The sequence below is a fragment of the Sphingopyxis sp. 550B genome (assembly GCF_057401805.1).
On the sequence record NZ_CM171610.1, the window covers coordinates 745,052 to 764,095 of the forward strand.

The window sequence follows — 19,044 nt, forward strand, 5'->3', positions numbered from 1 at the left end:
CATGGTCAGTTCAATCGCCAACAGCCTCGGCTTCGGCTCGGGCCTCGACATCAAGCAGCTCGTCACCGACCTGTCGAACGCCTCGCGCGAGCCCAAGATCGCGCGCATCGCGACGATGACGCAACAGAACCAGGCGCGGATCAGCGCCGTCGCGCAGGCGAAGTCCGACCTCGAGGGCTTTGCCGATTCGTTGAGTCAGATGATCGCCGACGGCGCGCTGCGCAGCAGCCCGACGGTCTCCGACGACAGCATGCTCGGCCTCAGCGCGCGCGCCGGGCTTCAGGCCGACAGCTTCGCCGCCACCGTCACCGTGTCGCAGCTCGCGCGCGCGCAGACCGCCTATTCGGGGGTCGTCGCCGACCGGGCCGCCGCGATCGGCCAGGGGACGATGACGCTGAGCGTCGGCGGCGTCGACCACAGCATCACCATCGACGCCGCCAACGACAGCCTCGACGGCCTCGCCACCGCGATCAATGCAAGCGGCAGCGGCGTCACCGCGTCGATCGTCGCCGACGAGGGCGGCTATCGTCTGATCCTGAAGGGCGCGAGCGGCGCCGCGAACGGTTTCACCCTGTCCGCCGACGCGGGCGCCGACCCGGGGCTCGCCGCGTTCGGCTATGGCAGCGGCGGCGCCATGACGCTCGGCCAGAGCGCCGCCGACGCGCAATTCACCATCGACGGCGTCGCGTTCAGCCGCCCGAGCAACACGATCGACGACGTTTTGCCCGGCCTGTCGCTGACGCTCAAGAAGGCGGCGCCCGGCCAGCCGGTCGATATCGGCGCCAGCCGGCCGCTCGACATGATCCGCCAGACCGCGGGCGATTTCGTCGACGTCTTCAACCAGCTCAAGAAAAGCCTGACCTCGGCGGCGAGCCTGGCGGGGGGAACGACGTCGCTGCGCCAGCTCGAAAGCGAGCTGGGCAGCCTGGTCAGCAAGACCCTGACCAGCCACGGCAGCATCAACAAGCTGAGCGACATCGGGATCAGCCTGACCAAGGACGGCCTGCTCGCGCTCGACAGCGCCAAGCTCGAAAAGGCGCTCGCCACCGACGCGGGCGCGGTCGAGGCGCTGTTCAACCCGCGCCGCGACGCCACCCACACCGAGGCCACCGATCCGGGCATCGCCTTCGTGCTCGACGCGATCCGCGACAAGGCGGTCGCCAGCGACGGCGTGCTCGGCCGCGCCACGTCGATGCTCGACGCCCGCCGCGCGTCGCTCGCCGAACAGCTCGAGAAGGTCGAGGAGCGCGAGGACATCTATCGCAAGCGGCTCGAGAAGCAGTATGGCGCGCTCGATGCCAAGCTGGCCGCGTTCAAGGCGACGCAATCCTATCTCGAACAGCAGATCGAGATGTGGAACAACCAGTATAAGAATTAGGGACGTCCGCCGTGGCAGCGACCGCATCGACCGTCCGGGCGGCCGGACAATATCGCAGATTGCAGAACGAAAGCCGCGCCGAGTCGGCCGACCCGGTCGAACTCGTCACCATGCTCTATGACGAGCTGGAGACGGCGGTGGGCGTGCTCGCCGCGATGGTGCGGCAGGGCCAGCGCATCTCGGCCACCGAACCCGCGCACCGCGCGCGAGCGATCCTGATCGCGCTCGACGCCGGGCTCGACCACGAGGCGGGGGGCGACGTCGCCGCGTCGCTGTCGCGCGTCTATCGCAGCATGCGCCGCAAGCTCGATACCGCGGTCGCCGCGAACAGCGAGTCCGACCTCGTCGAACTGCTCGACGGCATCCTGACGATCAGTTCCGCCTGGCGGCAACTACGCTAGAGCATCGAGCCTTAGATCCGACCCATCGTCCCGTTCGTGTCGAGCGAAGTCGAGACACCCATCGGCCTTGCGCCACACAGATAGGTGTCTCGACTTCGCTCGACACGAACGGATAAGGGGCGGTGCAGATTTATGGTACGCCGCTCTGGACTCTGATGACTTCTGGCCGGCCCTTCGCCACCCCGGACCTGATCCGGGGAAGCAATCCAGAGCGGTTTGCGCACGCTCTGGATTGCCGCGCTGATACAGGAAAGGCCTTTCGGGGGCAGCCCGAAACGACCTTGCGCCCGGCCGCCCTAGGTGGGGACGGGCGGCCGGGCGACTGGGCAGGGGCGGACCAGAGCCCCTTGTTTCAGCGGTGCTGAACCGGTGTGCGGCGATCACGCCGCCTGTTGGTGGACCCCATATTTGCGCATCTTCTCGATCAGCGTCGTGCGCTTGAGCGTCAGCAGGCGCGCGGCCTCCGAAATGATGCCGTCGGCAAGGTCGAGCGCGACGTGGATCTGTTCGAGTTCGATCGTCTCGATCTCGCGCTTGAGGTCGATCGGGCGCCCCGGCGCCGGCGTCTTGGGATGCGCGGCGTGGAAGGCGGCGTCGTCCGCGCTGGCCTGCACCGCGGCGAAGCTGCTGGGGACAGCCGGCCGCGGCGCAGGCGCTGCGGTGGGGTTCAGAAGGCGCGCGACATCGTCGGCGCCGAGCGTCTCGCCGCCGTGCAGCACGCTGGCGCGCTCGACGAAATTGCGCAGCTCGCGGACGTTGCCCGGCCAGTCATGGCGCAGCAGCACCGCCAGCGCGGCATCGTCGTAACGGCATTTGGCGTCGGCGGGCATCTTGCGCTGGAAATGGCGGATCAGCGCCGGAATATCCTCGACCCGGCTCGCGAGGCTGGGGACCTGGAGCACGATGACGCCGAGGCGGAAGAACAGGTCCTCGCGGAACTTGCCCTCGGCGATCGCGGCGCCCAGATCCTGGTGCGTCGCCGAAATGACGCGGACGTCGACGCGGCGCATCTCGCTGCTGCCGACGCGGACGATCGTCCGCTCCTCGAGCACGCGGAGCAGTTTCACCTGCATGTCGAAGCGCATGTCGCCGATTTCGTCGAGGAACAGCGTCCCGCCGTCGCTCGCCTCGAAATGGCCGATGCGGCGGGCGTGGGCGCCGGTGAAGCTGCCCTTTTCATGCCCGAACAGTTCGGATTCGATGAGGTCGGAGGGAATGGCGCCGCAGTTGATCGCGGCAAAGGCCTTGCCGGCGCGGACGCCTTCGTCGTGGATCGCGCGGGCGACGAGTTCCTTGCCCGATCCCGACGGGCCGCACAGCATCACCGAGGCGTTCGACCGCGCGACGCGCCGGATCATGTCGCGAAGCTGGCAGATCGCCGGGCTGCTGCCGATGATCGATGCCTCCAGCGCCGCCGCTGCCTTGTTGTGCCCACCCTCGGTCATTTTCGTCTCCACCGCGCCCCCCGTCGGCGCCTCTGCGATGGGCAAGAGATTGAGGAAAGTGGTAAACAAAAGATTATCCATCCCGACATAACCCTTTCAAAACAAAGGGATATTGCCATAATGGAAGTAATAGGAACGCAATTGCGTTCTTAACCGTCCGATATGCTGCCAGATTGGCACTAATTATAAGCGGCGGTCCGCCAGCCGAGGGTGATCGAGATGCGGCGGTTGCGCGGATCGAGTCGGTCGGCGGGGACATAGGGCTCGCGATCGGCGACCCCCTCGATGCGCGCGAAGCGCTCGGCGGCGATGCCGCGGAACTGAAGATAGTGGCGCGTCACTTCCGCCCGGTCGACCGACAGCCGCCAGTTGTTCATGCCGCCCTGCGCCGACCAGGGCGCCGCATCGGTGTGCCCGCGGATCATCAGCTGGTTCGGCGCCTCGGCGATCGGCGCCGCGATCTCCGCAAACAACCGCGCACCCTCAGGCGTAAGCTGGCTGGTGCCAATCACGAACATCGAGAAGTCGGCGTCGTCGACGACGTCGATCCGCATCCCCTCCGACGTTTCGGTGAAGCGCAGGTTGCGCGCGAGGCGCTTGAGCTCGCCCTTCTTCTGCACCCGTTCGCGCAGCGACTTGGCGACCTGCTGGAATTTCTCGCGATCCTGCTCGCGTCCCGACGCCTCCTTCGGCCCGCCGACGACGTCGCGCGGGATGGTGATCGAGCGCGTCCCGGTCTGGCCCGCGCGGTGCGGATAATTGTCGGCAGCGATGATCGAATCGCCGCCGAACATGCCGTTCGACCCGGCACTTTCCTGCTTGGTCTTGACGATCGTCGGCGCGAAATAGTCGGCGAGCGCCTTGCGCTGCTTCTCGGTCGTCGCGCCGAGCAGCCACATCAGCAGGAAGAAGGCCATCATCGCTGTCACGAAGTCGGCATAGGCAACCTTCCACGCACCGCCATGATGACCGCCATGCGCCTCCTCGATCACCTTCTTGACGATGATCGGGCGCAGCGGGGTGTTGGGGCGCGCGGCCATTAGCGGCCTCTCATTCCATCAAAGACCTCGGCGAAGCTCGGCTGGTTGTCATGCGCGACGCCCGAACGCGCCGCCTCGATCACCAGCGGCTGCGGATGGCCGTGGAGCGAGGCGATGATGAGCTGCTTCACCGTCTGGTAGATGGCGGCGTCGCTTTCGATCACCGCGCGCGCGCGCGTCGCGAACGGGCCGACGAGGCCATAGGCGAGCAGCACTCCCAGAAAGGTGCCGACCAGCGCCGAGCCGATCATCGCGCCCAGGATCTCGGGCGGCTTGTCGATCGAGCCCATCGTCTTGACGACGCCGAGCACCGCCGCGACGATGCCAAGCGCGGGCAGCGCGTCGGCGAGGTTCTGCAACCCGTCGGCGGGCTTGATCGCGTGGTGATGGTGCGTCTTCACCGCATGGTCCATCACCTCCTCGACCGCATGCGGATCGAGCGTCCCCGACGACACGACGACGAGGCGCAGCGTGTCGCAGATCAGGTGGACGAGCGTCTTGTCCTTGAGCAGCTTCGGATATTGCTGGAACAGCGGCGAGCTGGCGGGGTCCTCGATATGCGGTTCGACCGCGACCGGCCCCTCGGTCCGCATCATCTTCATCAGCGACGAGACGAGCAGGATGCAGTCGAGATAGTCCTGCTTCTTGTACTGCGGCCCCTTGAACACCTTGCCGAGCCCGGCGCCGAGCGCCTTCAGCTCCTGCCCCGAATTGCCGATGATCAGCGAACCGACCGCAGCGCCGCCGATGATCAGCATCTCGTGCGGCAGCGCATGCATGACGGGACCCAGATTGCCCCCGGTCAGCGCAAAGCCCCCGAAAACCAGCAGGATCAGAACGACGATGCCGATAACGGGAAACATGCGGGGTCAACTCCAATCGGGCCAGCGGGGGTCCGGCAAAAAGGGGGGCGCCTTATGCTTAACGGCAGCGCGCGCCGGATATTGAGGGCGATCAGTTCAAAATATCGAACAAGGTCTGGCGGTTGATCTTAGCGAAGGCCGCCTGGGCCGCGCCGAGCGTCAGGTCCTGGGCGTTGAGCTGGGCGATCGCGATCGAAAGGTCGGTGTCCTCGACCGCCGAGCGCTCGTCGGCGAGCGCGATGCCGCGCGCCTTGAGCCCGTCGCCGATCCGTTCGAGCCGCCCGGCCGACAGGCCGATCGCGGCATGCTGGTCGGCGACATGGCCGATCGCCGCCGACAATGCGTCGAGCGCGTCGCCCATGCCGGCGCTGTCGCTCGCCGCCACGGCGGCGGCGGCATCGCGCAGGCCGGTCGACAGACTGTTGCCCCCGACGACGAAAACATCGGCGGCCGAGGGTACCGGCGCGAAGGTCACGTCCGAATCGAAGCGCATCACGCGCGCCGCGCCGCCGGCGAACAGCGGCTCGCCGTTCGAATCGCGGGTCGCCGCCAGCGCGTCGAGCTCGTCGGCGATGGCGCCCAGTTCGGCGGCGACGGTCGCGCGGTCGGTCGGGCTCATCGACCCGGTCGATGCGGAAAGCGTCAGCTCGCGCGCGCGGCCCAGCAGGTCGCTCGCGGTCTTGAGCACGCCGTCGGCCTGCGACGCGAGCGCGGTCGCCGTGTTGAGATTCGCGGTCCAGCCGTCGATGCTCGCCTGCGTCTTGCCGATCGTCGCGATGCGGCGCGCCGCGACGGCGTCGTCGGACATGCGCTGGAGCCGCTTGCCGGTCGAGATCTGCACCTGCGTGCGTTCGAGCTGGTCGGCGAGTTTCTGCTGGCGCGCGATCTCGCGCGTCATGCGATTGCCCACGGCGTTGATCATGGCGACCGCCTTTCCCTTAAAGTGAGCTGAGCAGCGTCTGGATGGTTTCGCGCGCGACCTGGATCGTCCGCGCCGCGGCCGAATAGGCCTGCTGGAAGCGCAGCAGATCGGCCGCCTCGCGGTCGAGATCGATTTCGCTCACCGCGCCGCGCGCCGCGGCCGCGGCATCGCGGCGCGTCGTCGCCGCGGCGTCCTGCGCTCGCGCCGAGGCGGTCGCCTGCGCCTGGGTGGCGAGATGCCCCGACCAGGTGCTTTCAGGATCGCCGTTGCCGCGCATCTCGCCGAGCGCGAGCATGGTGCCATTGCCGCTCGTCGCATCCGCAGCCGCGACCTGATTCGCGGTAAGCGGCGCGGCGGTCAGCGTCGCCGCGCTTGCGGTGCCGGTGAACAGGGCCGCGCCGGGATTGCCGCCCGCATCGAGCCCCGCCTGATGCGCGGCGTTGAGCTGGCCCGCGATCTGCGCCGCCATTGTGTCGAGCCCGGCGCGCTGGTCGGCGACATGGTTCGCCGCCTCGGCCAGTCCCGCGAGCGAACCCGTCGCGTTCGGAAAGGGCGCGCCGCCGATGGTGAAGGCGAGCCGCCCGTCGGCGGCGCTCGTCACCGCGATCGGCGTGACCACGCCGCCGCCGACCAGCAGGTCGCCGCTGCCCGACGCGCGCAGCGTCACCGCGCCATGATTGTCGAAGGTCGCGGTGACCCCCGCCTGCGACGCGAGCTGGTCGAGCAGCCGGTCGCGCTCGTCGAGCAGGCTCGCCTCGTTGGTCGAGCCGGGCCGCGCCTTGCGCAGGCCGATGTTGATCTGTTCGAGCGCGTCGAGGTTGGCGTTGAATGCCTCGACCTCGCTCGTCGCCGCGCCGGCGATGCCGTCGGCCATGCCCGAAAGCTGGCCCGCCGCGGTGCGAAAGCCCGACGCGACGTCGTCGACCGCCTGCAGGAACTGGCTGCGCAGCGTCAGATTGTTCGGATCGGCGGTCAACTGGTCGGCGGTGGTGAACAGCCGGGTCAGCCCGGTCGCGATGCCGTTGGTCTCGTCGCTCAGCGCACCCTCGACGCGGTTCATCCAGTCGAGCCGCGTCGCCGAGCGTTCGGCATCGCCCGAAGAGATGCGCGAATCCTCGATCAGCCAGGCATCGACCGATCGGGTCACGCCGCTGATCTGTACCCCACCCGGCTTGATCGCGCTGCGATAGAGCGGCATGTCGCCCGCGGCCTGGTTTTCGGTGAGATCGAGCGTGCGCCGCGCATAGCCCGGCGTCTGGGCGTTGGCGATATTGTCCCCGATCGTCGACAGCGCGCGCGAATAAGCCTTGAGCCCGCTCGCGCCGATGGCCAGCAGGTCGCTCATTGCACGCCTCCCGCCGCGCGGGCGCGGAACTGCGCCTCGACCATGTCGGCGATGCCGAACTGGCGCATCGCGGCGATGCTGTCGGCGGTTTTCGAATCCGCCATCTCGCGGAAATTGTCGGTCGCGCTCGACCCGAAGATGTCGTCGCCGAGCTTCGCCTGGCGCATCGATGCCATGAGCTGGCGCAGGATCACCGCCTCGAAGGCCTCGGCCGCCTTGCGCAGCCCGCCGTCGCCGCCGCCGGCAGCGGCCGGCGCAGCAGTCGGCACGATCGAAGAAAGAGGAGCCGTCATATGATCACCAGTTCGGCTGTGAGCGCGCCGGCCTGGCTCAGCGCCTCGAGGATGGCGACGAGGTCGCCGGGGGGCACGCCCATGCGGTTGATCGCATCGACAAGCTCGGACAGCGACGCGGTCGGCTGCACCATCATCACCGGGCGGTAGGCCTCGCTGACCTCGATGTCGCTCGACGGCTCGATCGCCGTCTGGCCGCGGCTGAACGGCGCGGGCTGGACCACGGTCGGCGATTCCTTGATCGACACCGTCAGCTTGCCCTGCGTCACCGCCGCGGTGCCGACGCGCACGGCGCCGTTGATCACCACCGTGCCGGTGCGCGCGTTGACGATCACCTTCGCGGGCGGCTCGGCGCGCTGGACGGTCAGATTCTCGACCCGCGAGATCAGCCGCATGCGCTCGTCGCCATTGCCTTCGGCGCGGATCGCGATGCTGGCGCCGTCGATCATCGAGGCGGAGCCGGGCAGCGCGGCATTGATCGCGTCGGCGACGCGCTTGGCATTGGTCGCGTCGAACTGGTGCAGGTTGAAGGTCAGCCAGTCGCCCGCGGCGAAGCCGGTGTCGACCGCGCGCTCGACCGTCGCGCCGCCGGCGATCCGGCCGCTCGACGGCACGTTGACCGTCAGCTTCGACCCGTCGGCGGCATCGACGCCGAGGCCGCCGATGACGAGATTGCCCTGCACCATCGCGTAAATCTGTCCGTCGGCGCCATAGAGCGGCGCGAGGACGAGCGTGCCGCCGCGCAGGCTCTTGGCCTTGCCGATCGCCGAGACCGTGACGTCGAGGCGCTGGCCGGGCTTGGCGAAGGGAGGCAGTTCGGCGGTGATCATCACCGCCGCGGCATTCTTGAGCGCCGGGTTGATCCCGGCGGGCAGCGTCAGGCCGAAGCGCGATACCGCGCCCTTCATGCCGAGCGTCGCATAGTCGAGGCTGTCGTCGCCGGTGCCCGCGAGCCCGACGACGATGCCGTAGCCGGTGAGCTGGTTGGCGCGCAGGCCTTGGAACTGGCCCATGTCCTTGATGCGCTCGGCATGCGCCGGCGCCGCGAAAACGAAGCTCGCGAGCAGCAGGGCGAAGAGGGCGAACAGGGTGGGACGCTGGGCCACGACGGGTTCCTTCACGCTTAAAAGGGGCTGATGATGGAGAAGAAGCGCTGCAGCCAGCCTTGCTTGCTGGCGCGCGCAATCTCTCCCTTGCCGACATATCGGATGTTGGCGTCGGCGACGCGGGTCGATGCGATACGGTTGTCGGGGCCGATGTCGATCGCGCGGACGATGCCCGAGATCTGGACCCGCTCGTCGCCGCGATTGAGGGTGAGCAGCTTTTCGCCTTTCACCAGCATCGTGCCGTTCGGATAGACTTCGGCGATCGTCACGCTGATCTCGCCCGCGAGTTGGTTCGACTGCGATGCCTCGCCCTTGCCCTTGAACGCCTGGTCGCCGCCCATGCCGATGTCGCTCGGGTTGAACAGCGACAGCGGACCGGTCGACGGCGGCGACAGGCCGATGCTGCCACCGCGCTGGGTGCCGGCGGCGTTGCTCTTCGACGCGATGGTGCGCTCGACGAGCTGGATGGTGACGATGTCGCCGACGCGCCCCGCCCGCCCGCCAGAGGTGAGCGCGACATAGCCGCCCTGAAAGATCGCGCCGTTGGCCGGCGCGGCAGGCGGCGGCACGGGCGCGGTGGGCGCGAAGGCGTCCTCCGGAACCCGGTCCTTCGCCGCCGCCGCGACGGGCAGCGCCGCGACCAGCAGGATCAGCGCGCTAGAGAGTCTGCGTCGCATTTTTCATCATCTCGTCGGTGGCCTGGATCATCTTCGAATTGACCTCGTAGGCGCGCTGCGTCTCGATCATGTCGACGAGTTCCTCGACGACATTGACGTTCGATCCCTCGAGCATCTGCGCGCGCAGGATGCCGCGCCCCTCCTCGCCCGCGGCGCCGACCTGCGGCGCGCCAGAGGCCTGGGTTTCGACCAGGATATTGTCGCCGATCGCCTGCAGGCCCGACGGGTTGACGAAGCGCGCGATCTCGATCCGGCCGAGCTCGGTGGCCTCGGCCTGGCCGGGGACGGTCGCCGACACGGTGCCGTCGGCGGCGACCGAGATGCCGGTCGCATCCTCGGGCACCTGGATCTGCGGCTGCAGCGGCTTGCCGTCGGAGGTCACGATGGTGCCGTCGGCGGCCATCGAGAAATTGCCCGCGCGCGTATAGCCGGTGCGTCCGTCGGGAAGCTGGACCTGAAAGAAGCCCGCGCCCTCGATCGCCATGTCGAGCGCGTTGCCGGTGGCGTTCAGCGTGCCCTGCGTGTCGATGCGCGCGGTGCCGCTGAGCTCGACCCCGGTGCCGAGGTTGAGCCCGACCGCATAGCGGTTCTCCGACGAGGAGGGCGCCCCCGGCTGGGTCATCATCTGATAGCCCAGCGTCTCGAAATTGGCGCGGTCGCGCTTGAAGCCGGTGGTGTTCACGTTCGCGAGGTTGTTCGCGATCACCTGCATGCGAAAGCTCTGGGCATCCAGCCCGGTTCGCGCGACGTGCAAGGCACCGAAGCTCATCGTCTGTCTCCTTTAACGGGGGAGCTGCATCAGGTTGGCGGTCGCGCTATCCATGTCGCGCGCGTCGCTGATCAGCTTGAGTTGCGAATCCCACTGCTTGCTCGCCTCGATCATCTCGACGAGCGCGGCGGTGGCGGTGACGTTCGATCCTTCGAGCGAACGGGTGACGACGCGCGCCTCCGGATCGTCGGGCAGGATGCCGCCGCCGCGCACACGGAACAGGCCGTCGAGTCCCTTGACGATCTCCGACCCCGCGGGGGTCGCGAGCCGCAGCCGGTCGATTTCCTGCGGGTTTTCGGGGTCGCCGCCCGCGGGCACGACCCAGATGCGCCCTTCGGCGTCGATCTTCACCGAATCGGCGGGCGGCAGGGTGATCGGACCCTGTGCGCCCTGCACCGGATGATTGTCGCCGGTGGTCAGCAGGCCACTCGGCGAAAGCTGGAGGTCGCCGCGCCGCGTATAGGCCTGTTCGCCGTCGGGCGCCTGGACCACCAGCATCGCGTCGCCCTGCATCGCGATGTCGAGGTCGCGCCCCGTCGCCGCGATGGTGCCGGCGCGCATGTCGGCGCCGACCACCTCTTCGGACGCCATGGCGCGCGCGTCGAAACCGGCGCCGTGCAGCCACAGGCTCTGCGCCTCGGCCATCTCGCCCCGGAAGCCCGGGGTCTGCACATTGGCGAGGTTGTTCGCGATCGCCGTCTGCCGGGCCATGCTGCCCCGCATCGCGGTGAGGCTGGTATAGATGAGGCGGTCCATGGATCAGTTCCCGGCAGGCGGCGACGGCGGCGTCAGGACCGCATGTTGATCAGGGTCTGCGTCAGCGTCGACGCGCCCTCGATCGCCTTGGCGTTCGCCTGGAAGTTGCGCTGCGCCGCGATCAGCAGCACCAGTTCCTCGGTGATGTCGACGTTCGACCGTTCGAGCGCGCCCGAGCGGATCGTCCCCATCGGGCCGTTGGTCGCGGCGTCGATCGTCGGCTGGCCGCTTTCGCCCGTCGACTGGTAATGCGCGTCGCCGATCGGCCGCAGCCCTTCCATCGAGGGGAAGGTCGCCATCGCCACCTTGCCGAGCATCTGGTCCTCGCCATTGGCGAAGGTCGCGGTGACGAGCCCGTCGAGCCCGATCGAGATGTTGACCAGCGACGCGGTGGGATCCGAAGGAGCACCCGTCGGCAGGATCATGTCGGTCATGCCGCCGAGCGTGCGATCGGTTACCTCGCCATTGGCGTCGACCGGCAGCAGCTGCAGCTTCTGCCCTGTCGTGTCGACGATATGCCCGTCGTCGGTCGGCGTGAAGGATCCGTTGCGGGTATAGCTCACCTGCTCGCGCGGCGGCTCGCCCTTGACGACGAACATGCCCTCGCCGGCGATCGCCAGGTCGAGCGTCTTCTCGCTCGCCTCGAGTGTGCCCTGGGTGAACTGCTGGATGATGCCGTTGAGGCGCTGGCCCTGGCCCGCGACCATGCGCGTCGACTGGGTCGGCGACGAGGCGAACAGGTCGCCGAACTGCGCGCGGCTGCGCTTGAAGCCGGTCGAGCTGGCGTTGGCGATGTTGTTCGAGATGACCGACATGTCGGTCTGGGCGCCCTTGAGGCCCGAAAGCGACGTATAGAATGACATGCTCTTATCCTTCCTGCGTGGATTGCGTGGTGGGGGTCGCGGCGATCTGGGCCGCCTTGATGTCCTTGAGCAGCGCGGTCTGCGCGCCGAGCTGGTCGGCGATGCTCTTCAGCGTCGTGTTGGTCTCGCTGATCCCGGCCAGGCTGGAGAATTGCGCCATCTGGGCGACCATCTGCTGGTTGTCGACCGGGTTGAACGGGTCCTGCTGCGACAGTTGCGCGGTCATCAGCCGCAGGAAATCCTGCTGGCCGAGCTGGGTGCCGCTGTTCTTCGGCACGACGGCGATATTGCTTCCGTTGACGGCAGAGGTGCTGGTCATCGCTTATTGTCCCAACCGCAGCGTTTCGTTGATCAGGCCCTTTGCGGTTTCGAGGACCTGGACATTGTTCTGATACTGGCGGGCGGTCTCGACCATCTCGACCAGTTCGGCGGCGCTATCGACCGCGGCTTCCCAGACGTTGCCGTCTTTGTCGGCGAGCGGATTGTTCGGGTCGTACCGCTTCGTCGGCGCCATCTTCGACGTCGCGACCTGATCGACCTGCACCGTCGCGCGGCCGGCGTCGTCCATCACGGTGCGGAACACCGGCTTCATCGACCGGAAGGCCGAGGTCTCGCTGCCCGCGACGGTCCCCGCATTGGCGAGGTTCGACGCGGTGGTGTTGAGCCGGACGAGTTGCGCCGACATCGCACGCCCGCTGATGTCGAAGATCGAAAAGCCGCTCATCGTCATTCGCCCTTCAGCGCGCGCGTCAGCGTGCCGATGCGGCCCTGCAGGAACGCGAGGCTGGAGCGGTAGGCGAGCGCATTTTCGGCGAAGGCGGTCTGCTCGGTCGCCATCTCGACGGTGTTGCCGTCGAGCGACGACTGCACCGGCACGCGATAGGCGACCGCGCCTTCGAGCGCCTGCCCGGCCGACCCGCCCTGCTGCTGCGCGAGGTCGAGTGCCTTGGAGAAATCGAGGTCGCGCGCCTTGTAATTGGGCGTCGCGGCGTTGGCGATGTTCGACGCGATCAGCATCATGCGCTGGCTGCGCAGCTGAAGCGCCGTCGCATGCAGGCCGAAAAGCTTTTCCGAAGCCATCATCATCATCCTTCTTTCGCCGCCTGCCGTTCGAACCGGACGGACCGGCACGACATGCGGAAAAACACGCAGGACATGATGCAATGCCCATGCCAATTCCCGATTACGGCCATTTTTCAAACGCCTGAGCGAAGGTTTCGGTGGCCGGCCGTGCCCGGCGCGGCGGCTCGTCAAAAGTTTGACGGCGGCGGCGCGGCGGGCGCGGGAAAGCGCGGCAGTGCGTCCTTGGCACGCTTCCTGCACCGCGCGGGGCCAGCATTTTGGGACCGACGAAGGAGATGGGTCATGCAGGGGAAGACGATGGCGGGCCTGGCGCTCGCACTGGCCGCGATCCCGGCCGCGAGCGCGCAGCAGGCGACCGAGGACTGGCAGACGATCGACACGCTCACCGCGATGGTGGCGAACGCGATGGGCCGCAGCGCCGCCCCGATCGATCGCCGCATCAAGCTGGCCCGCTGTCCCGAGCAGGCGTCGATCACCGCGATCGACAGCCAGACGCTCGCGGTCCGCTGTCCCTCGCTCGGCTGGCGGCTGCGCGTGCCGATGACGGGGCCGGCGGGCGCCATGCCGATCGCGGCGCAAAGCGTCCGGCCCGCCGCCGCCGCGCCGGCGATCCGCCGCGGCGATCATGTCCGCGTCTCGATCGACACCGAAAGCTTCTCGATCGCTTATACCGCGGTCGCCGCCGAGGACGGCCGCGTCGGCGAAGCGATCGCGCTGCGCGGCACCGATGCCAAGAGCATGTTGAGTGCCGTCGTCACCGGCCCCGGCCGCGCCCGCCTCGCCGACTAGGCCCCGGGGGGATTCGGCCTTTCCACAGGCGGGCCTGCGCCTTCGTCATGCTGAACTCGTTTGGCAATTATCCCCTTCCGACAAGTGAGCGTTCCCCGGCGAAAGCCGGGGTCCAGCTACGTGCGCCTGCCTCGCATGAACCCCGGCTTTCGCCGGGGATCACCAGCGTCCCTGTCTCAAGGGTATAAACGCCAAACAAGTTCAGGGTCTTCTCTGGATGACACATGACGTGTCTCCGCGCAGACGGGACCCGGAGCGGTGTGACACCGGCCTTGGTCCCTGCGTCACCGACCCGACGCATCCGACGGGCCGGTCCTTTTTTAACTTTTTCACAACTTCCGCTTAATCCGTCGCCGCGCTCGCCGTTAAGACAGGCACAGACGGTTCCGTCGCTTTTTCGGCGGCACAGGATGGAGGCGAAGATGTCGGGTGACAGCAAGATCGGGCTGCAGGTCGGCGGCGTTGTCCGCATCGGCACCGCGCGCAGCATCGGCGGCAGCGCGCCTGCTGCGACGCAGGCACCGGCATCCGTCCGTCCCGCGTCCGAATCGCTTCCCGTCACGCGCCTCGCCGGGCTCGCCCGCGACCTCGCGGGGCAGGACGCGCCGGTCGACGCCGAACGCGTCGCCGCGCTGCGCAGCGCGATCGCCGACGGTCGCTACACGGTCGATCCCGGCGCCATCGCGGGCGCGATACTCGATTTCCACCAGCGCCAGGATACGTCATGCTGATGCAGATGGACGAGATGCAGGCGCGGCTCGACGCGCTGGTCGAAGCGCTTGACGGGCAGGACCCCGGCGCGATCATCGCCGCGTCGGAGGCGCTGGCGACCGCGGTCATCCTGTTCCGCAACGGCACGATCCCGGCGGGCGCCGAACAACGCGCGCGCCTGCTGATCACGCGGACGCTCGGCCAGCTCGAAGCGGCGGCGATCCGCGTCAACATCCTGAAGAACTGGACGCGTCAGAGGATTGACAGAAACCATGCAATCCGTGGCATGGCGGCGCAGGGCGCGGCCCTAACCTATTGATAACCATATAATACACGGCCATTTATAAAAATGGCACGATGATTGCTTCAGGTTTCGCGAACCAGCGGAACCGACAGCATGACGTCTATCAATTCCTCCCTGCCCTCGACCGGAAGCCCGCTTCCCGTCATGGATGCGATGCACAGCGCCTCGGCGCGCACGGGGGTCGATTTCGACTATCTGGTCGACGTCGCGCGCGTCGAAAGCCGCTTCAACCCGACCGCCCGGGCATCGACCTCGTCGGCGCGCGGGCTGTTCCAGTTCACCAAGCAGACGTGGCTCGCGACGCTGCGCCGGCACGGCGCCGGGCACGGGCTCGACTGGGCGGCGGGCGCGATCGGCCAGGACGGCGCTGGGCGCTTCTTCGTCGCCGATCCCGCGCTTCGCCAGCAAATCTTCGACCTGCGCGATGATCCCGCCGCGGCGTCGAGCATGGCGGCGGCGCTGACCGCCGACAATCGCGCCGCCATCGAGGGACGGCTCGGCCGCAGCGCCGAGCCCGTCGACCTCTACCTCGCCCATTTCCTCGGCAGCGCGGGCGCGGTGCGCTTCCTCGCCGCGTGGGAGGCGAACCCCGATCAGCCCGGCGCGACGATGCTGCCCGAGGCGGCCGCCGCCAACCGCTCGGTCTTCTATGCCGGCGACGGCAGCATGCGCAGCCTGGGCGAGATACGCGAACGCTTCCGCGCCAAGCTCGACGAGGACGGCGGCCCCGCCGCGCTTCCCGCCGGGCCCGCCGCCGCGCCCGCCTGGCAACTCCGTATGGCCCGCTCGGCGGGCGTCGAAGGCGGCCGGGCGCCGCTGCCCATGATGGATATCGAACCGATGCCCCAGAAACTGTCGATGGACTTCGCCGCGCGCACCTATCGGCGCCTCGCCTCGCTGGGAGGCGCGGCATGATCGCCGGTTTCGACCTGCGCCAGGCGGGCCGCATGGCTGGCGCCGCCGCGCTGCCGGTGGCGATGCTGGTGCTCGTCGCGCTGATGGTGATCCCGGTCTCGCCGACGATCCTCGACATCAGCTTCATCGGCAACATCATGATCAGCCTCGCGATCCTGATGGTCGCGCTGTCGGCGTCGAAGCCGCTCGATTTCTCCTCCTTCCCGACGGTGCTGCTGCTCGCGACGCTGTTCCGCCTCGCGCTCAACGTCGCCTCGACGCGCGTGGTGCTCGTCCACGGGCACGAGGGGACGGCCGCCGCCGGCCACGTCATCGAGGCCTTCGGCCGGGTGCTGATCGGCGGCGACTATGTCGTCGGCCTGTTCGTCTTCGTCGTGCTGATGATCATCAACCTCGTCGTCATCACCAAGGGCGCGGGGCGCGTGTCCGAAGTGTCGGCGCGCTTCACCCTCGACGCGCTGCCCGGCAAGCAGATGGCGATCGACGCCGACCTCAACGCCGGGCTGCTGACCCCCGACGAAGCCAAGGCGCGCCGGCAGGAGGTCGCGACCGAGGCCGATTTCTATGGCTCGATGGACGGCGCCTCGAAATTCGTGAAGGGCGACGCGGTCGCCGGCCTGCTGATCCTGTTCGTCAACATCGTCGGCGGGCTGATCCTGGGCATGTCGAGCCACGGGCTCAGCTTTTCGGAAGCCGGCGCCACCTATGTCACGCTGGCGATCGGCGACGCGCTGGTCGCGCAGATCCCGGCGCTGCTGCTGTCGATCGCCGCCGCCGCGATCGTCACCCGCGTCGCCTCGCCGCATGACCTGTCGGGCCAGATCGGCAGCCAGTTTGCCTCGCCGCACGTCTGGATGGCGGTCGGCGGCATCCTGTTCATCCTCGGCCTCGTCCCCGCGATGCCGCAGATGCTGATCCTGCCCGCGTCGACGCTGGCCTTCGCGATCGGCTGGCAGATGCGCCGCACCGCCGCCGAGGCCGAGGCCGCGCCGCCCCCCGCGGCGCCTGCACCCGACCCGCACCACATCGAATGGGCCGACGTCAGCGACATCGGGCCGTGCCAGCTCGAGATCGGCTATGCGCTCGTCGCGCTGGTCGACGACCGCAAGGGCGCGCCGCTGATGGGCCGGATCACCGGCATCCGCCGCCAGCTGTCCCGCGAACTGGGTTTCGTCGTTCCCGCGGTGAAGGTCACGGACGACCTGTCGCTGCCCGGCAACGCCTATCGCATCTCGATCGCCGGGGTGATCGTCGGCGAGGACGAGGTGTTCCCGCACGAGATGCTCGCGCTCGATTCGGGCGACCTCGTCACCAAGGTCGCCGGACGGCCGTGCAAGGACCCGACCTTCGGGCTCGACGCGCTGTGGATTCCCAAAGCGTCGCAGAACGACGCGATCGCGGCGGGCTATACCGTCGTCGATCCGGCAACCGTCGTCGCCACGCATCTCAACAACAGCATCATCGCATCGGCGGCCGAGCTGTTCGGCATCGACGACGCGCAGGCGCTGATCGACCATCTGAAGGCACATTATCCGCAGCTGGCGCAGAATCTCTGTCCGCAGGGCTATGCGCTGCCGCGCGTCGCGGCGCTGTGCAAGGCGCTGCTCGTCGAGCGCGTGCCGCTGCGCGACTTCCGCAAGATCGCCGAGGCGATGGTCGCGCTCGCCGGCCAGCAGCTCGGCGACGTCGAGCTGGTCGAGGCGGTGCGCCAGCGCATCGGCGCGCTGATCGTCCAGACGATCGTGCCATCGCGCATGCCCCTGCCCGTCGTCACTTTCAGCCCCGACGTCGAGATGCTGCTCAACCAGTCGGTGCGCGCCAACCCCGGCGCCGAATGGCCGTTCGAGCACGGCATGGCGATGAAGATCATCGAGCAGATCGGGCAGGCGGTCGAACCGCTGCTGCTGTCGACGCGCAGCTTCGCGCTCGTCGCCTCGCCGCTGTGCCGGTCGGCGCTGTCGCGGCTGGTGCGCGCGACCTTCCCCGACGTCGCCGTCATTTCCTACCTCGAAATCCCGGCGAACAAGGCGACCGAGATCGTCGCGACGATCGGCGCCGAAGTGCCGCGCCTGACCGGCGATTCCGCCGCAGCGATGGAGGAGCACCAGCATGAGGATTGAGCCCGCCGCCCACTTCGCCGGGTCGGCGCAGCCGCTGCGTCCGCACGCCTACCTGGGCAGCGTCGAGGCGCTGGTCGAGGAATATGCGCCGCTGGTGCGCAAGATTGCCTGGCAGGTCTTTTCGCGCGTGGCGCGGACGAACGAGCTGGAGGACCTGATCCAGACCGGGCTGATCGCGCTGATCGAGGCGAGCCGGCACTATGAGGAGCGCGGCTATGCCTTTGCCACCTATGCGACGACGCGGATCCGCGGCGCGATGATCGACCAGCTGCGGCGCGAGGCCGATGTCGGCCGGTCGGCGATGGTCGCCAACAAGCGGCTGCGCGCGATGCGCGCGGCGCTCGAACAGCAATATATGCGCGCGCCGACGACCGCCGAAATGGCGGCGGCGTTCGACATGACGGCGGAGGAATATTTCATGTTCGAACAGAATGCGGCGCAGCGCCGCTCCGCCTCGCTCGACGAGATGATGGAGGCTGGGAGCGTCCTGATCGCCGACGACGCGTTGGCGACAGGCGAACTGTGCGAGCGGGGCGACCTGCTCGCCGCGCTGCGCGACTGCATCGCCGCGCTGAACGAGCGCGAGCAGATGGTGCTGCAACTCTATTTCTTCGAGGAGCTGAACCTGCAGGAAATCGGCCGGACGCTCGACGTCAGCGCCGCGCGGGTCTGCCAGATCAAGCGCGACGCGATGGCGAAGATCGAAGCGATGATGCGCGCGCGCACCGAATGAGCGGCGCGCGGAGCGCGCGTCACATCGCGATGGTCCGGCGCGTCTGCCGGATGAGCGCGATCTCCTCGAAATAGCTCGCCATCCGCTCGATGCCCTTCTCGGTCAGCCGAACGAGCGACCGGCGGCGGTCGCGATCGTCGATCGAACGGTGCGCGAGGCCGAGCCGTTCGAGCGCCGCGATCATCCGCAGTCCCGACGACAGCGGCACCCCGGCGCCGGTGGCGAGGTCGCTGGCGCTCAGATTGCGTCCGCTCGTCTGCGCGACCATCAGGTCGAGCATCATGTCCCACGTCGGCCCCGAAAGCGGTTCGTCGCCGAAGTGCCCCTTGCGCAGCCGCCGGATCTGGATGTGAAAGGCCAGCTGGTCGAGCAGCCGGACATTCGCCGCGGCCGCCGTCGGCGCGTCTGGACCGTCATCCGCCTCAGGGCCGCGTGCGGCGAGAAGCGCATGGATCTGGTCGATGCGCGAGCGCAGCTCGGCAATGTCATGGTTCGAGAATTGCTGCATGCGATGCCATCCACCCTCTGGGA

General features: G+C 68.3%; 23 protein-coding genes. 8 read left to right on the top strand and 15 right to left on the bottom strand.

Features of this window, described 5'->3' with window-relative positions; translation table 11 throughout:
• The first annotated feature begins 1 nt into the window (after position 1).
• Together fliD and AC2S9W_RS03430 are read left to right on the top strand one after the other, a co-directional pair.
• On the top strand, positions 2-1,378 hold the full coding sequence (gene fliD / locus AC2S9W_RS03425) for a flagellar filament capping protein FliD (RefSeq protein ID WP_286749948.1): 1,377 nt from the start codon (positions 2-4) through the stop codon (positions 1,376-1,378).
• 11 nt (positions 1,379-1,389) lie between these two features.
• A complete protein-coding gene (locus AC2S9W_RS03430; RefSeq protein WP_067112371.1) occupies positions 1,390-1,779 on the top strand; it encodes a flagellar export chaperone FliS in 390 nt (129 codons plus the stop codon).
• A 380-nt stretch (positions 1,780-2,159) separates the two neighbouring features.
• Here the strand turns inward: AC2S9W_RS03430 and AC2S9W_RS03435 are convergent, their stop codons facing one another.
• The 14 genes from AC2S9W_RS03435 to flgB all read right to left on the bottom strand — a co-directional run bounded on the left by AC2S9W_RS03435 (position 2,160) and on the right by flgB (position 12,941).
• The gene (locus AC2S9W_RS03435) at positions 2,160-3,224 is read right to left on the bottom strand and encodes a sigma-54 interaction domain-containing protein (protein WP_286749946.1); all 1,065 of its coding nucleotides are present in this window, start codon (positions 3,222-3,224) and stop codon (positions 2,160-2,162) included.
• 179 nt (positions 3,225-3,403) lie between these two features.
• Positions 3,404-4,264, bottom strand: a complete 861-nt coding sequence (locus AC2S9W_RS03440; RefSeq protein ID WP_067112806.1) for a flagellar motor protein MotB — start codon at positions 4,262-4,264, stop codon at positions 3,404-3,406.
• Positions 4,264-5,127: a flagellar motor stator protein MotA gene (motA, locus tag AC2S9W_RS03445; protein ID WP_067112809.1), complete on the bottom strand. Its 864-nt coding sequence runs from the start codon at positions 5,125-5,127 to the stop codon at positions 4,264-4,266. The genes AC2S9W_RS03440 and motA overlap by 1 nt, the downstream gene beginning before the upstream one ends.
• A 91-nt stretch (positions 5,128-5,218) precedes the next feature.
• Positions 5,219-6,049, bottom strand: a complete 831-nt coding sequence (locus AC2S9W_RS03450) for a flagellin (protein WP_067112811.1) — start codon at positions 6,047-6,049, stop codon at positions 5,219-5,221.
• Positions 6,050-6,065: 16 nt separating this feature from the next.
• The gene (flgK, locus tag AC2S9W_RS03455; protein WP_286749944.1) at positions 6,066-7,394 is read right to left on the bottom strand and encodes a flagellar hook-associated protein FlgK; all 1,329 of its coding nucleotides are present in this window, start codon (positions 7,392-7,394) and stop codon (positions 6,066-6,068) included.
• Complete coding sequence (locus AC2S9W_RS03460) at positions 7,391-7,687, bottom strand: rod-binding protein (protein ID WP_076077365.1); 297 nt, start codon at positions 7,685-7,687, stop codon at positions 7,391-7,393. Before AC2S9W_RS03460 ends, flgK begins: the two co-directional genes overlap by 4 nt.
• Positions 7,684-8,793, bottom strand: coding sequence for a flagellar basal body P-ring protein FlgI (locus tag AC2S9W_RS03465; RefSeq protein ID WP_082797209.1), 1,110 nt, complete (start codon positions 8,791-8,793; stop codon positions 7,684-7,686). The genes AC2S9W_RS03460 and AC2S9W_RS03465 overlap by 4 nt, the downstream gene beginning before the upstream one ends.
• A gap of 17 nt (positions 8,794-8,810) precedes the next feature.
• Positions 8,811-9,470 (bottom strand): flagellar basal body L-ring protein FlgH, encoded by a 660-nt coding sequence (locus AC2S9W_RS03470; RefSeq protein ID WP_067112817.1) that lies wholly within the window; start codon positions 9,468-9,470, stop codon positions 8,811-8,813.
• Positions 9,451-10,239 (bottom strand): flagellar basal-body rod protein FlgG, encoded by a 789-nt coding sequence (flgG, locus tag AC2S9W_RS03475; RefSeq protein ID WP_067112820.1) that lies wholly within the window; start codon positions 10,237-10,239, stop codon positions 9,451-9,453. The genes AC2S9W_RS03470 and flgG overlap by 20 nt, the downstream gene beginning before the upstream one ends.
• A 12-nt stretch (positions 10,240-10,251) precedes the next feature.
• Complete coding sequence (locus tag AC2S9W_RS03480; protein ID WP_067112831.1) at positions 10,252-10,995, bottom strand: flagellar basal body rod protein FlgF; 744 nt, start codon at positions 10,993-10,995, stop codon at positions 10,252-10,254.
• Between the two features lie 32 nt (positions 10,996-11,027).
• Positions 11,028-11,858, bottom strand: coding sequence for a flagellar hook protein FlgE (locus tag AC2S9W_RS03485; protein WP_067112834.1), 831 nt, complete (start codon positions 11,856-11,858; stop codon positions 11,028-11,030).
• A 4-nt stretch (positions 11,859-11,862) separates the two neighbouring features.
• Positions 11,863-12,177, bottom strand: coding sequence for a flagellar hook assembly protein FlgD (locus AC2S9W_RS03490; RefSeq protein ID WP_067112837.1), 315 nt, complete (start codon positions 12,175-12,177; stop codon positions 11,863-11,865).
• 3 nt (positions 12,178-12,180) lie between these two features.
• Positions 12,181-12,588, bottom strand: coding sequence for a flagellar basal body rod protein FlgC (gene flgC, locus AC2S9W_RS03495; protein WP_067112841.1), 408 nt, complete (start codon positions 12,586-12,588; stop codon positions 12,181-12,183).
• On the bottom strand, positions 12,585-12,941 hold the full coding sequence (gene flgB, locus AC2S9W_RS03500) for a flagellar basal body rod protein FlgB (protein ID WP_067112854.1): 357 nt from the start codon (positions 12,939-12,941) through the stop codon (positions 12,585-12,587). Before flgB ends, flgC begins: the two co-directional genes overlap by 4 nt.
• 282 nt (positions 12,942-13,223) lie before the next feature.
• Between flgB and AC2S9W_RS03505 the strand changes: the two genes are divergently transcribed.
• The 6 genes from AC2S9W_RS03505 (at position 13,224) to AC2S9W_RS03530 (ending at position 18,513) form a co-directional block, all read left to right on the top strand.
• Positions 13,224-13,730: a flagella basal body P-ring formation protein FlgA gene (locus AC2S9W_RS03505; protein ID WP_286749937.1), complete on the top strand. Its 507-nt coding sequence runs from the start codon at positions 13,224-13,226 to the stop codon at positions 13,728-13,730.
• Positions 13,731-14,140: 410 nt separating this feature from the next.
• Positions 14,141-14,461: a flagellar biosynthesis anti-sigma factor FlgM gene (gene flgM / locus AC2S9W_RS03510; RefSeq protein WP_486571631.1), complete on the top strand. Its 321-nt coding sequence runs from the start codon at positions 14,141-14,143 to the stop codon at positions 14,459-14,461.
• Complete coding sequence (locus AC2S9W_RS03515; protein WP_286749933.1) at positions 14,455-14,760, top strand: hypothetical protein; 306 nt, start codon at positions 14,455-14,457, stop codon at positions 14,758-14,760. Before flgM ends, AC2S9W_RS03515 begins: the two co-directional genes overlap by 7 nt.
• 78 nt (positions 14,761-14,838) lie before the next feature.
• Positions 14,839-15,660: a transglycosylase SLT domain-containing protein gene (locus tag AC2S9W_RS03520; protein ID WP_486571632.1), complete on the top strand. Its 822-nt coding sequence runs from the start codon at positions 14,839-14,841 to the stop codon at positions 15,658-15,660.
• Positions 15,657-17,780 carry a flagellar biosynthesis protein FlhA gene (gene flhA / locus AC2S9W_RS03525; protein WP_486571633.1) on the top strand — a complete coding sequence of 708 codons (2,124 nt, stop codon included), beginning with the start codon at positions 15,657-15,659 and terminating at the stop codon, positions 17,778-17,780. Before AC2S9W_RS03520 ends, flhA begins: the two co-directional genes overlap by 4 nt.
• Positions 17,770-18,513 carry a sigma-70 family RNA polymerase sigma factor gene (locus AC2S9W_RS03530; protein ID WP_241942292.1) on the top strand — a complete coding sequence of 248 codons (744 nt, stop codon included), beginning with the start codon at positions 17,770-17,772 and terminating at the stop codon, positions 18,511-18,513. The genes flhA and AC2S9W_RS03530 overlap by 11 nt, the downstream gene beginning before the upstream one ends.
• Before the next feature lie 19 nt (positions 18,514-18,532).
• On the opposite strand, the gene AC2S9W_RS03535 is transcribed toward AC2S9W_RS03530, so the two are convergent.
• Complete coding sequence (locus tag AC2S9W_RS03535; RefSeq protein WP_067186554.1) at positions 18,533-19,021, bottom strand: winged helix DNA-binding protein; 489 nt, start codon at positions 19,019-19,021, stop codon at positions 18,533-18,535.
• Between the last annotated feature and the right edge of the window lie 23 nt (positions 19,022-19,044).

Coding starts and splice junctions, on each gene's coding strand:
- flgG (WP_067112820.1), bottom strand. CDS start 10,239: ATGAGCTTCGGTGCCTTGCACGTCGCGCGAACCGGGCTGGATGCCCAG.
- fliD (WP_286749948.1), top strand. CDS start 2: ATGGTCAGTTCAATCGCCAACAGCCTCGGCTTCGGCTCGGGCCTCGAC.
- AC2S9W_RS03480 (WP_067112831.1), bottom strand. CDS start 10,995: ATGGACCGCCTCATCTATACCAGCCTCACCGCGATGCGGGGCAGCATG.
- motA (WP_067112809.1), bottom strand. CDS start 5,127: ATGTTTCCCGTTATCGGCATCGTCGTTCTGATCCTGCTGGTTTTCGGG.
- AC2S9W_RS03440 (WP_067112806.1), bottom strand. CDS start 4,264: ATGGCCGCGCGCCCCAACACCCCGCTGCGCCCGATCATCGTCAAGAAG.
- AC2S9W_RS03470 (WP_067112817.1), bottom strand. CDS start 9,470: ATGCGACGCAGACTCTCTAGCGCGCTGATCCTGCTGGTCGCGGCGCTG.
- AC2S9W_RS03520 (WP_486571632.1), top strand. CDS start 14,839: ATGACGTCTATCAATTCCTCCCTGCCCTCGACCGGAAGCCCGCTTCCC.
- flgK (WP_286749944.1), bottom strand. CDS start 7,394: ATGAGCGACCTGCTGGCCATCGGCGCGAGCGGGCTCAAGGCTTATTCG.
- AC2S9W_RS03435 (WP_286749946.1), bottom strand. CDS start 3,224: ATGACCGAGGGTGGGCACAACAAGGCAGCGGCGGCGCTGGAGGCATCG.
- AC2S9W_RS03485 (WP_067112834.1), bottom strand. CDS start 11,858: ATGTCATTCTATACGTCGCTTTCGGGCCTCAAGGGCGCCCAGACCGAC.
- flgM (WP_486571631.1), top strand. CDS start 14,141: ATGGAGGCGAAGATGTCGGGTGACAGCAAGATCGGGCTGCAGGTCGGC.
- flhA (WP_486571633.1), top strand. CDS start 15,657: ATGATCGCCGGTTTCGACCTGCGCCAGGCGGGCCGCATGGCTGGCGCC.
- AC2S9W_RS03460 (WP_076077365.1), bottom strand. CDS start 7,687: ATGACGGCTCCTCTTTCTTCGATCGTGCCGACTGCTGCGCCGGCCGCT.
- AC2S9W_RS03530 (WP_241942292.1), top strand. CDS start 17,770: ATGAGGATTGAGCCCGCCGCCCACTTCGCCGGGTCGGCGCAGCCGCTG.
- AC2S9W_RS03535 (WP_067186554.1), bottom strand. CDS start 19,021: ATGCAGCAATTCTCGAACCATGACATTGCCGAGCTGCGCTCGCGCATC.
- AC2S9W_RS03505 (WP_286749937.1), top strand. CDS start 13,224: ATGCAGGGGAAGACGATGGCGGGCCTGGCGCTCGCACTGGCCGCGATC.
- flgB (WP_067112854.1), bottom strand. CDS start 12,941: ATGATGGCTTCGGAAAAGCTTTTCGGCCTGCATGCGACGGCGCTTCAG.
- flgC (WP_067112841.1), bottom strand. CDS start 12,588: ATGACGATGAGCGGCTTTTCGATCTTCGACATCAGCGGGCGTGCGATG.
- AC2S9W_RS03515 (WP_286749933.1), top strand. CDS start 14,455: ATGCTGATGCAGATGGACGAGATGCAGGCGCGGCTCGACGCGCTGGTC.
- AC2S9W_RS03450 (WP_067112811.1), bottom strand. CDS start 6,049: ATGATCAACGCCGTGGGCAATCGCATGACGCGCGAGATCGCGCGCCAG.
- AC2S9W_RS03490 (WP_067112837.1), bottom strand. CDS start 12,177: ATGACCAGCACCTCTGCCGTCAACGGAAGCAATATCGCCGTCGTGCCG.